Annotated in this window: 10 protein-coding genes; 7 read left to right on the forward strand and 3 right to left on the reverse strand. The window is 44.7% G+C overall.

Features of this window, described 5'->3' with window-relative positions; all coding sequences use genetic code 11:
* The 5 genes from AACR75_RS00040 to cdd all read left to right on the forward strand — a co-directional run.
* The coding region (locus tag AACR75_RS00040; RefSeq protein WP_047688266.1) for a cation:dicarboxylate symporter family transporter at positions 1-1,009 on the forward strand (1,009 nt) is incomplete at its 5' end.
* A 151-nt stretch (positions 1,010-1,160) separates the two neighbouring features.
* Positions 1,161-2,585 (forward strand): exodeoxyribonuclease I, encoded by a 1,425-nt coding sequence (gene sbcB, locus AACR75_RS00045; protein WP_017047014.1) that lies wholly within the window; start codon positions 1,161-1,163, stop codon positions 2,583-2,585.
* Positions 2,586-2,709: 124 nt separating this feature from the next.
* Positions 2,710-3,042, forward strand: a complete 333-nt coding sequence (locus AACR75_RS00050; RefSeq protein WP_033197434.1) for a CidA/LrgA family protein — start codon at positions 2,710-2,712, stop codon at positions 3,040-3,042.
* Positions 3,042-3,722 (forward strand): CidB/LrgB family autolysis modulator, encoded by a 681-nt coding sequence (locus AACR75_RS00055; protein WP_010319624.1) that lies wholly within the window; start codon positions 3,042-3,044, stop codon positions 3,720-3,722. The genes AACR75_RS00050 and AACR75_RS00055 overlap by 1 nt, the downstream gene beginning before the upstream one ends.
* 208 nt (positions 3,723-3,930) lie before the next feature.
* Entirely contained in the window at positions 3,931-4,818 is an 888-nt protein-coding gene (gene cdd, locus AACR75_RS00060) for a cytidine deaminase (protein WP_047688268.1), read from the forward strand.
* Positions 4,819-4,876: 58 nt separating this feature from the next.
* On the opposite strand, the gene AACR75_RS00065 is transcribed toward cdd, so the two are convergent.
* Positions 4,877-7,624: a bifunctional diguanylate cyclase/phosphodiesterase gene (locus AACR75_RS00065; RefSeq protein ID WP_231564163.1), complete on the reverse strand. Its 2,748-nt coding sequence runs from the start codon at positions 7,622-7,624 to the stop codon at positions 4,877-4,879.
* 288 nt (positions 7,625-7,912) lie between these two features.
* On the opposite strand from AACR75_RS00065, the gene purT reads away from it, so the two are divergent.
* Positions 7,913-9,088 carry a formate-dependent phosphoribosylglycinamide formyltransferase gene (gene purT, locus AACR75_RS00070; RefSeq protein ID WP_017047011.1) on the forward strand — a complete coding sequence of 392 codons (1,176 nt, stop codon included), beginning with the start codon at positions 7,913-7,915 and terminating at the stop codon, positions 9,086-9,088.
* A 64-nt stretch (positions 9,089-9,152) separates the two neighbouring features.
* Here purT and AACR75_RS00075 read toward each other — a convergent pair whose 3' ends face one another.
* Together AACR75_RS00075 and AACR75_RS00080 are read right to left on the reverse strand one after the other, a co-directional pair.
* Positions 9,153-10,451 (reverse strand): methyl-accepting chemotaxis protein, encoded by a 1,299-nt coding sequence (locus AACR75_RS00075; protein WP_047688270.1) that lies wholly within the window; start codon positions 10,449-10,451, stop codon positions 9,153-9,155.
* A gap of 121 nt (positions 10,452-10,572) precedes the next feature.
* Positions 10,573-11,220: a thiopurine S-methyltransferase gene (locus AACR75_RS00080; RefSeq protein WP_047688272.1), complete on the reverse strand. Its 648-nt coding sequence runs from the start codon at positions 11,218-11,220 to the stop codon at positions 10,573-10,575.
* A gap of 348 nt (positions 11,221-11,568) precedes the next feature.
* Here AACR75_RS00080 and AACR75_RS00085 point away from each other — a divergent pair, with 348 nt between their 5' ends.
* Entirely contained in the window at positions 11,569-12,342 is a 774-nt protein-coding gene (locus AACR75_RS00085) for a RelA/SpoT domain-containing protein (RefSeq protein WP_013856623.1), read from the forward strand.
* Positions 12,343-12,454 lie beyond the last annotated feature (112 nt).

Consider the following 12,454-nt stretch of genomic DNA (forward strand, 5'->3'; position numbering starts at 1 on the left):
ATTGATCGGTATTTTTGTCACCCAAGCTTTTGGTTTAACAGCAGACGGCCTCGTTGAAGGCAGCCGTGAAACGGCGCGTATTGCTGTACTAGAAAGCCGCGCCGCTACTGTGAGTGATTTAACTATTCCTCAAATGCTATTAAGCTTTATTCCGACCAATCCTTTTGCCGACTTAACCGGTGCTCGCTCAACCTCGATCATCGCTGTGGTTATTTTTGGCGTACTAACGGGTATTGCGGCGCGTAAAGTAATGTCAGAGAAAGCCGAGCTAGAAACGCCAATCCGCACCTTTGTCGAAGCGATACAGTCGATTGTGATGCGCCTCGTGAAAATGGTGATGGCACTAACCCCTTACGGTATTGCGGCGTTGATGGCGAAAGTTGTCGCTACATCAAGTGCGGGCGATATTCTGAGTTTGCTCGGTTTTATTGTCGCCTCTTATGTCGCCATTGCATTGATGTTTGTGGTGCACGGTATCTTGGTTTCTTTTGTAGGCGTTAGCCCTAAAGAGTATTTTCAGAAAATTTGGCCAGTGTTGACCTTCGCGTTTACCTCACGTAGCTCAGCGGCAACCATTCCTCTGAATGTAGAAGCGCAAATCACTAAGCTGAACGTACCACCAGCAATTGCCAACCTATCGGCTTCATTCGGTGCCACTATTGGTCAAAACGGCTGCGCTGGTATTTACCCAGCCATGCTCGCTGTGATGGTTGCTCCTACCGTCGGTATTAATCCAATGGACGTGCACTTTATTTTGTCGCTAGTGGCTATTATCGCAATCAGCTCATTTGGTATTGCCGGCGTCGGTGGCGGTGCCACTTTTGCAGCCTTAATCGTACTACCAGCGATGGGCCTACCAGTGACGATTGCAGCACTGCTTATCTCCATTGAACCGTTGATTGATATGGCCCGCACCGCGTTGAACGTTTCAGGCTCAATGACGGCAGGTACCATTACCAGCCGCTTACTGAACGGTAAACAGGTACAAGTTCAAGAACAGCAAGCCTAGAAAGTATCGAACGTTCTCGTTTTTCTCCAAGCCGGTGCCAATGCGCCGGCTTTTTCATTTCAAATCCTCATCAGAGCATGCTTCGCACATTGCTATGTCACACAGGCAATGGTCTAATAAACCTTAAATTTCAGCGACTGGATACTATCGAATGCGACAAGAGCACCCGCCTACTTTCTTTTTCCTCGACTATGAGACGTGGGGAGTCAACCCTGCGAAAGATCGTCCGAGCCAATTTGCGGGCGTTCGCACCGATATGGATTTTAATATTATTGGCGAACCACTGGTCATCTATTGCCAACCACCAGCGGACTATTTGCCTTCTCCAGAAGCGGCGCTTATTACGGGTATCACTCCACAAAAAGCGGTGGCCCAAGGCTTGCCAGAGCCTGAATTTATCGCCAAAATTCATCAACAACTCGCCACACCCAACACCACCAGTCTTGGTTACAACAGTATTCGTTTTGATGATGAAGTAACGCGTTACACTTGCTATCGTAATTTCATTGATCCGTATGCTTGGAGCTGGCAAAACGGCAATTCACGCTGGGATTTACTTGATGTGATGCGCGCCTGCCATGCGCTACGCCCAGAAGGCATCAACTGGCCCGAAAATGACGAAGGCTTTACCAGTTTTAAGCTGGAGCATCTCTCAGTTGCCAATGGCATCGAACATGCGAATGCCCACGATGCTATGGCCGATGTTATCGCCACCATTGAGCTAGCCAAAAAAGTAAAAGCCGCCCAACCCAAGTTGTTTGATTACTTTTTTAACATGCGCCATAAACGCAAACTCAATGATCTGATTGATATCGTCAACATGACACCTTTAATGCACGTATCGGGTATGTTAGGCCGAGAATGCCAATATACCAGTTGGATCGTGCCGATTGCTTGGCATCCCACCAATCAAAATGCGGTTATTGTGGTGGACCTTGCCAAAAACCCTCAACCCCTGATCGATTTAAGCAGCGAAGAACTGCATCAACGTCTATATACCAAACGCGAAGAGTTGGCAGAAGATGAATTGCCAGTGCCCATCAAATTAGTGCATCTCAATAAATGCCCTATCCTTGCGCCGGCCAAAACATTAACGGCCGAAAATGCAGACCATATCGGGGTCGATAGAAACCTGTGCCTTGAACACTTAGCGCTCATCAAGCAGTACCCTGAGATCAGAGAAAAGCTGATTGGCCTCTACACAATTGAGCGAGAATATAAGCACAGTGACGATGTCGATACTCAACTCTACGACGGTTTCTTCTCTCCAGCCGACAAAGCGGCGATGGAGATCATTCGCCAAGCTGACCCAGTCAATCTCGCCGCATTAGACATTAGTTTTAGCGATAAGCGCATCGAACCCTTGCTGTTTCGCTACCGCGCTCGCCATTACCCATTGACATTAAGTGACGAAGAGCAAAGACGTTGGGCAACTCACTGTCGTGATTATTTCGAAAGCCACCTTGAAGAGTACATGCTCAATTTAGAGAACTTAGTTCACACCCACAGCAGTGACGAAAAGAAAATGGCTATTTTAAAATCCGTTTACCGTTATGTGGAAGACATCGCGAGTTAATGTACGAGGTTTTCGCGCTGTCAGGTTTCAAACCAACACGCTGCGATTCCATTTCCGAAAATAGTTTAGGCACAACAAGGCACCGACTTTTATTGTGAATACCATTGCAAAATATTTGGTCTCTATGGGGCTGATTTTCCTTTGCCTGATGGCAGGTATCAATCTTCAACATTGGCTTGGCATCACCATTCCGGGCAGTATTATCGGAATGCTAATTCTGTTTAGTTTATTGGCAAGTGGGCTCGTGCCTGTCGAATGGGTAAAACCCAGTGCCAGTCTTTTTATCCGTTATATGGTCATTTTATTTGTCCCTATCAGTGTCGGATTAATCGAGCATTTTGATTTATTGATGAGTAACGCCATACCGATTCTTGCTAGCGCGGTGGGCGGTACGCTGATCGTATTAGTTTGTCTGGGTTTAGGGCTGGATCGTTTTTTGAAAAAGGGGAATAAGTGATGTGGTTATTGCTCACGATTGCGGTCTTTTTCCTAACACGTTGGATCAGTAAAAAATGCAAAACGGCCATAATGAATCCGTTACTGCTCAGCCTTGTGATCATCATTCCTATCTTGCTATTTTTTAACATCCCTTATGCCAGTTACTATGCTGATAACCAGTGGCTGAGCTTTCTGTTGCAACCGGCCGTGGTGGCGCTGGCTTATCCTCTCTATGAACAACTGCCTCAGATCCGCTCAAATTGGCGCATCATTGCCCTCGCCTGCGGGGTGGGCAGTGCTATGTCAATGCTCACAGCCAGCTTAATTGCTGTTTATCTTCAAACGGATATACATTTAATCGCCAGCCTACTGGGTAAATCAGTTACCACACCGATTGCGATGGAAGTTTCCAGTAACCTCGGTGGGGAGCCAGCCATTGCCGCCGTTTTAGTGGTCATTGTAGGGCTGTTTGGCGCGATTCTCGCCTACCCTATCTATAACCTTCTCAACATTACGCATCCCATTGCTAAAGGCTTAACCATGGGCACCGTATCTCATGCGCTGGGCACAGCAACCTGCGCTGAAAAAGATCCACGTGACGCAGCATTTAGTTCACTTGCATTAGTCGTGTGCGGCGTAATCACATCGATACTTGCTCCAAGTTTTTTTGCTTTTTCAATGTGGTTGTCCACGCTATAGAGTGCCAACAGAAATCAAAGATACGTCTACTCATGGATTTTGATTGTAGACGTGTCTCACTCTAAGGCTGACTGTAATCGATTTCATGTGTGACCTCACTCTAAATGTGAAAACCAAAATTACGTTACATTGCATTATGTGACTTAAATCTCAGTAAAATTTCATTCTTCTCCTAGAATATTCGTCAATACATAGATAAGGACTCATTATGAAAAGCCGTATTGAACAGGCGCTAGCTGATACGCCAAAAACCGTTGCAGAATTTTTGTCGCCCATTCTGCTGTGCGATGATTTTGACGCAACCCTATCACCAGAACAGTTCAACCAACTGCTTTCTCTTTCTGGCTTAGACGATGCGGAATTGCGCGTTGCACTGCTGCCTTTTGCGGCCGCCTATGCTTATGTACCGCTTTCAAACTTTTACGTGGGAGCCATCGTCAGAGGTTTATCGGGCCGTTTGTACTTTGGCGCGAATATGGAGTTTTCCGGTGCACAATTAGGCCAAACCGTACACGCCGAGCAATGTGCCATCAGCCATGCGTGGATGAAAGGTGAACAAGGCGTTGCTGACATTACCATCAACTTCAGCCCTTGTGGGCACTGCCGTCAGTTTATGAATGAGCTTACGACCGCAGACTCGCTTGTCATTCAGCTACCACAGCGTGATGAGAAGTCACTGCAAGAGTACCTACCTGAATCATTTGGTCCTGCTGATTTAGGTGTTGATTCTGGTCTAATGGCAGACGCTAACCACGGCAAAACAACTAGCGAAGATGACCCACTCATTGGCTTAGCCCTTAATGGCCTAAACCACAGTTACGCACCCTATACCAACAATCTCAGTGGTGTTGCCCTGCAAGTTGAGAATGGTAAAACCTACGTCGGTGCGTATGCTGAAAATGCCGCATTCAACCCAAGCTTACCACCATTGCAAGTTGCTCTTGTTCAGTTAATGATGGATGGCCAACGCTTTGATAATATTGTCGCAGCCGCATTAGTTGAGATGTCTGATGGCAGTATTAGCCATTTAGCCGATACTCAAGCCACCTTGGAAGTAATTAACCCAGACATTCCTCTTTCCTATCTTGTGGTTTAGGCGCTCTAGTGAAAAATCCCCAACGCATGGGGATTTTTTCCTTTTGATGGTGCAGGTTTTACCGCATATCCTTTCCGCCCAACAAATTATCGAACACCTCTTGTTTACTCATCGGCTTGTAAAAATAGAAGCCTTGGATCTCATCAATATTCCAGACTTTGAGTTTGCGCAGTTGCGAAGCAGTTTCAACCCCTTCAGCCACGGTAGTTAAGCCTAGCTCTTGCGACATATTGATAATACTGCGCACCAAGGTTTTGGCTTTGTCATTGGATTCCAATGTGGAAATATAAGACTGGTCTAACTTCACTATATCTAATGGAAAATCACACAATGTACTAAACGAGGAATACCCCGTACCAAAATCATCAAGCGCCAACTGTATACCGAGTTTTTTTATCGCATCCATGCGTTTGATCGTCTCTTCTTCAGCCCCCAACAACATACTTTCCGTCAATTCGAGCACTAATTGTCCCGGTTCAATTTGATATTTTTCAATCAATACTGATAAGTACCCGACCAATTTTTTACTGTAGAAATGCGGGCTAGAAAGATTGACGTGAATACTTAGCCGTTTACCCAACGAAAATTGCGACCGCGTTTGCAGTTCGTTAATAAATTGGCAGGCTTGGCCTAGTATCTGCTCTCCCAATTCAATGATCACTTTACGTTGCTCAGCCAAAGGGATAAATACGGCTGGCGAAACCATACCAAGTTGAGGGTGTTCCCAGCGAGCTAGAGCTTCAAAGCCAATGATTTCAGCACTGTCTGCACGAACAATCGGCTGATAGTAAGCAATAATATGACCATCTTTCACGGCAGAGATAAGATCTCGATTGATCGCTAACGACTTCTGGGCATGAACAAACAATTCTTGTGTCACTGAAACAACCAGGCTGGCTCCAGCTTTCTCTGTTTGTTGAATGGCATAAAAACCACTTTGAACCAAAGTTTCAAAAGAATCGATCGGCAATTGTGAATCAATCACAGCGCCTTCCACACTCAAATCGAGTTCCAAGCCGCCAATGTCAGTCTTCCTCTTGTAACTATCGATAAGCTTAGTGCCTCTGTGAATCAAAAAAGAGGTTGCCCCGTTACCCAACTCACACACCATAAATTCATATTCACTAATTCGTCCCATTATGGACGTATTGAAACGGTTTCTAAGCGTAGCCGAAAAATGTTTAACGGCCATATCGTAAGCACTGTGTCCGTACACTTCTGAAATTTCTTTTAGTCTTTTAACCCGTAGGTAGAGCACGGAAAACCCACCACATTCAGTCGGATTGTCAATCAAAGGCTGCACTTGGCTCATCATCGTTGGACGATTAAGTAAACCTGAAACTGGGTCACAATGGGTAAGGTCGTAAATAAGCTGCTCTTGCTGCTTTTGCTCGCTGATATCAGTAATCGATAGCATGATAGAGCGATGCCCACGTTGTTCTATCAATGTAGCTTCGATAAGACACTCTAAACGCTGCTGACTCTTTGTAACAACATGTCCCTCAAATTCACGCATCCCTTGTTCTATATTTTGGTAGAGTAATTCACTGCTGCACACCACATCATTTTGTATAATACAAAACTCATCTAAAACCTTTCCAACCAACTCATCTCTAGAATAAGAAAGCATATCCAACAAGGCTTGGTTCACATCGACAATGAAGCGATCAACCACCAGCAACATTCCGAGATTTTGGCTTTGATAGAGTGCATCAAATTTCTGTAACGTCTCTTTAAGCCTATCTTCCGCCAAGGAGGATGAGGCAGCAAGTGAACGGACAAGTTCAGTAATTCGTTCAAACTCATCTTGTTTATCACTCGATTGTGAAGAGAATGCACTCTCTTCAATCAGCTGATTGATTCCACGCTCAAAATTCTCAAACCGTTTGGCTACCTTGCTGCGAAACAGAGCAAAAGTAGCCACGGCGACAAAGCCGGCCGCAATGATGATCGTCAAAATCAAATAATAAAAAGTTTCGTTCCCTTTTTGATAGTAAAGCCGCTGAGCACAGGTTTTTAGATAACCAATAGGTTGCCCTGTCATATCACTGAGTAAGGTGTAATGCGTGATATTATTTTGATCTCTTTCAATACCCTCTTGATTATGACTAACAGGTAAAATCACAGGAACATCGGTAACTACAATGTCATTTTTAGCGGTTAGTAGGTTCTGATACTGAGAAGGGAAACGACGGGTTAAGTGCTGTCCCCATAGCATCCACCCCACAACACCAGCCGTACCTTCACTGTTACGCACCGGAGTTAGGCTCACCACCCACACACTATTTTCCACACGGATGAGGCCAGAGCGGCTAGTTTTATCCTCATCAAGTGTGTGATGCATCTGAATTAAATGGTCGCTCACACCTTGTGAGCGTATCAACTGTTCCACTAACGAACAGTTTGTGCCAGGTTCAATATCCCGACATAAATATTCAACCAATTGCGAGGATTCGGTGATGAAAGCCAAAACGTCTAAACCTAAAGTATCGAGGGAATCAGGATACAAGTTGCGCTCAGCAAATTGAGTGTCGCCATTCAACAGCAACAGATAAGTTTCATCCCAATAAGCCCAATCATAAGAACGCTTTTCTTGCTGTACTAAAAGATCTTGAATGACCGACTGAGCTTGATTGCTATCTCGATGAATCTCAATTGATTCAAGCTCATTCAAACTATATAAAAAAAAATGGCGAGTAATAAATAAGCTGCTAAGAATGATCCCAACCAACCCGACAGAAAACAACAGAGCAGTTTTCGTGTGTAGAGTAATAAAACGCAAACGTAAGAAAGTTTTCATAGCCATAGGTATCTTTTTCTTAGTCAATCCCACATAAACTTTAGACTGAAATTACTTCATATTCTTAACGCAGTTTCTCGAATGCTGTTTACTGCACATTAATTGCTATTTCAGCCTTAATTTTGTACAGATATGAGTTCGTTTACTGCGTATTACACAAACCACTCTATCGACAGCACGAACAGAAAATCACTCGTCTCTCATCATAAAGGCAAACGTTTGCTTTTATTCTTAATTTTAGTATGATTTTGGCTGTTTTCGCTATTACCTATTGCTTGAATGTAAGGATTCACTATGTTTGGTACTGCTACACGTGAAAATGCCACCCGCGTTTTACTGCTTGGTTCCGGAGAATTGGGCAAAGAGGTGGCAATTGAATGCCAACGCCTTGGTTTAGAAGTGATTGCCTGTGATCGCTACGCCAACGCTCCAGCAATGCAGGTGGCGCATCGTAGCCACGTATTGGATATGCTCGATGGCGATGCGCTACAAGCCATTATCGAACTCGAAAAACCAGACTACGTGGTGCCAGAAATTGAAGCAATTGCCACTCACAAGCTGGTTGAACTGGAAGCGCAAGGCTTAAACGTTGTCCCCACGGCAACGGCCACTCAATTGACGATGAACCGTGAAGGCATTCGCCGTTTAGCCGCAGAAACTCTTGCCTTACCTACCTCTCCTTATCAGTTTGCTGATGACTATAATGATTTTGTACTGGCGATTGAGCATGTCGGTATGCCTTGCGTAGTTAAGCCGGTGATGAGTTCATCAGGTAAAGGCCAAAGTGTGATTAAGACGCAAGAGGATATTAGCCGCGCTTGGGCATACGCTCAAGAAGGTGGCCGCAGTGGAGCAGGGAGAGTGATCGTCGAAGGCTTTATCGATTTCGACTACGAAATTACTCTCTTGACGATTCGAGCAGTGGATGGTGTCCATTTCTGCGCTCCCATTGGCCATCGACAAGAGGAAGGGGATTATCGCGAATCATGGCAACCACAAGTGATGTCGGCTAACGCAATTAAAGCCGCTGAATATGTAGCAGAACAAGTGGTTAATGCACTCGGTGGTTACGGCTTATTTGGTGTTGAACTGTTTGTAAAAGGCGATAATGTTATCTTCAATGAAGTGTCCCCTCGCCCACATGATACGGGAATGGTCACCCTCATTTCGCAAGAGCTGTCTGAATTTGCGTTACACGTGCGCGCGTTCACGGGTATGCCAATCAACAGTATTACCCAATATGGGCCATCGGCATCTGCGGTTATTTTAGGTCAAGGCACCTCCACTAACCTTAGATTTGATGGAATAAATGAAGCACTGTCTATCCCACACACTCAACTTCGTCTGTTTGGTAAACCAGACATTGATGGACGCCGTCGACTTGGGGTTGCTCTGGCGAAAGATAAAGAACTCAAACAGGCTTTGCACAACGCAATTCAATGTGCCAAAAGCGTGCAAGTGATTCTGTAAAAACGCAAAGCGAGCCACTAGGCTCGCTTTCATTTTCTTCACCAACAATACTCGCTGCAGAGCCTTACTCTTTAATCAGTTCACTGACCGTGCCAACCACACTGTCCGCGGCTTTTCTCATTTCATCAATCAGCTTTTGCGTCTCTTCCAGTTTGCTGTTACATGCCGTGACTTGGCCTTGAATTGCCCCCATCATCGATGTCGAGCTGTTGGTCAGTTCGCTATTGAGCTTAACAATATTACCAATTTCATCGGTCGCTTTGGTGGTATTGGAGGCCAATGAGCGCACCTCATCAGCAACCACCGCAAAACCCCGGCCATACTCCCCGGCACGCGCAGCCTCGATAGCGGCATTGAGCGCCAGCAAATTAGTCTGTTCTGCTATGCCTGTAATGGTGGTTACAATTTTGGTGATTTGCTGCGACTGGTTGGCCAGTTGCGTCATCGATGTATTCGCCTTAGTGATCGCGTTATCAATCTCTTTAGCAATGGAGGCGGCTTCGGCTAGCGTTCCCGTCCCAAGTTGAGCAATATGTACCGTTTCTTGTGAGGTGTGATGCGCCACTTCTGCTGCATCTTTAATCGCCCGAGCTTGCAGTACTCGTTGCGTGACATCAGTTGCAAACTTAGTCACACCAATCACTTTATGCTTTTCGTTAAAGATGGGGTTATAAGTCGCTTCTAACCAAATTTCATCACCATGTTTTGTAAAACGTTTAAATAATCCCGTTTTAAAATGGCCGCTAGCAAGCGACGCCCAAAAATTCGGGTTCTTTCTATAAAACTCATCGTCACAGAATAGGCGATGTGGTTTACCAACGATTTCTTGTAATTTGTACCCAACACAGGACAGAAAGTTTGGATTCGCCTCCACAACTGTCCCATCGGGAGTGAAAGAAATCACAGCCATTGACTTATCGACAGCTTCAAATACGGCCACTTGCCTATCCAATTTCTCTTTTGCAGCAGTGACATCACTGGCAATCTTCACCACCTTAACCACTTTTCCTTGCTCATCTTTTACTGGGATGTACGTAGCTTCAATCCACACTTTATTATGGCTTTTAGTTAAACGGCAAAACGTACCCGCATGAGGTTTACCTTGCGCTAAATTTTGCCAAAGTTGACTATATTGAGGCGCATTAACAAATTCACTTTCACAGAACATTCGATGATGCTGGCCCACCACTTCCGATAATGAATAACCCAACACTTGTAAGAATGAGGAGCTGGCAGTCAGAATATGTCCTTGTGGATCAAACTCAATATAAGCCATCGTGCGTTTTATTGAATCAACCACCAGTTCATCACTGCTCTTTTTAGACTGTTGATTGCTGCTTGGCTTCCGACTAAACAAACCCATAGTTTTTCCTTAGTATTAGAGCGGCTGATATAGACGTAATGGCTTGCTCTCATCAAACGCCTAAAACCTACCTATTTATTGTTGTATAAGATGTATAAATAAACGATTTAAGCATAGTCTGTTACTTCTCAATTAACCACACGACTTCAGCAAAACGGCTTAATCCTCGTTGACTGATTTTAGGGTGATTTTCATCAGCATCGTCACGAAACAGACACGTCACTTTGCAGTCAGTGAATAACGACTCAACTTCATTTTTGGCGACACAGAATGGAGGGCCCATCATTTCACTTTGAACGTAATCCAGCGTCACAAGCAGCACCCTTCCGCCCTCTTTTAACAGTGAAAGCAAGCGAGTAACGTACTCCTTTCGCATTTCAGGGGGCAGCGCAACTAACGCCGCTCGGTCGTAGATAAGCTCAACCGCTTTTAGCGGCGCACTAAAGACATCTCCGGTATAAATCATCAGTTCATCAAACTGATACAGTTCATGCGCTCCATTTAAGCGAGTGACCGTTGGCGTATAAAAATGCTCGGCAAAAAAGGAACGAACGGCAATTTCACTCAGCTCTACACCCTGAACCTGTTCATGCTGGGAAGCGAGCCATATCAAATCTTCACTTTTTCCGCACAATGGTACAAATACACTTTCATTTCGTTGAGGTGAGAGTTGAGGCCAATATTCGATCAACAATGGGTTCACATCTTCTAAGTGAAATCCTATTTGGTTGGAGGCCCATTTCTTGTGCCAAAACTCGGGATCTTTCATTATCTTCGTACTCTACGATTAAAATCTACAGCCAGACAAAGTACATGCTACTGACTAATAAGTGAATCCCCCAACGGGTTAAACAAACAGCATAAAGACAGATAAAGATGTTCATATTTGGTTCATCCTCATTAGATACACTTGGTAACACATCAAATTGAACAGATAGCCTAGCGAGGCGTCTGAAGATAAGACCTGTGATAAAGCGCAAAATTATGGATTAATTGTTCCACGAGCTATTGAGTTGACTTTGTTCATCCCAAGATCTCATAGCAAGCGACTCTGGTTATCACGTGTTTAGGTCTATTTTGGTTTCACCTTTTACCTAGACTAAGTTAAGGAGAATGAATGAGCCTATTTTTACGTACTACGGCACTGATGCTTTTAGTACTAAGCAGAGCCCCTGCCTTTGCAGCCGTTCCGTTCAATTCAGAAAGTGATGCCAAAGTTGGTGAATCGAAAAATCAACTCTCATCTAAACTGTTCAAGCATAGTTTAAGCGGTTTATATGGCATCCAGTCCACCAACAACCAGCCTTTGCAACCCTACAACGATTTTGAAATTCTCTACAGTAAAGCTCACCAAGCTCAACGTGAACTTGAAACATTGTGCAGAAGTACTGCTTTACTGACATCAACAGAGGCTCACTTTTCTGGCGTGAAATCACGTGACCGAGCATTAAACAAAATAGAACATGAATTAGGTGGGCGAGCTGATAGGATCACAGATTTAGCCAGAACAACCCTGGTGGCAAATGATGTACCAAGCTTAGTCGAGGCTTATGAAGTATTAAGCCGAGAGGCCAGCATCGTAAAAGTAAAGAACCGCTTTAAATCGCCTGCGGCATCGGGATATCGTGATTTAAACTTACTGGTTCAACTTCCTAAAACCAATGTCATTGCAGAAGTACAATTGCACCTTAAAGCCATTGCCGATGTGAAAAATGGCCCCGAGCATCGTTTCTATGAACAGATCCAGAAGTTTGAACGTGTCGCCGCATTAGAGAAGCGAGCGTTACATGATATTGAAAAGGCGCAAATTAACCAGTTTCGTCGCCAATCTATCGAGCTCTACCAAAACGCCTGGCAGCCGTATATCACCACTCATATTCAAGCAGCCTAATACGTTCAGAACCCTTAACTCACCATAAACAGAGTAAAAATCCGCCTTCTTAGAAGGCGGCTTTGGTTTACAGCCCCCTGAAAGGGGGCATCCTCGCGCTGTTAGTTCATCT

This window comes from Vibrio sp. ZOR0018 (assembly GCF_963865925.1).
Lineage (GTDB): Bacteria > Pseudomonadota > Gammaproteobacteria > Enterobacterales > Vibrionaceae > Vibrio > Vibrio anguillarum.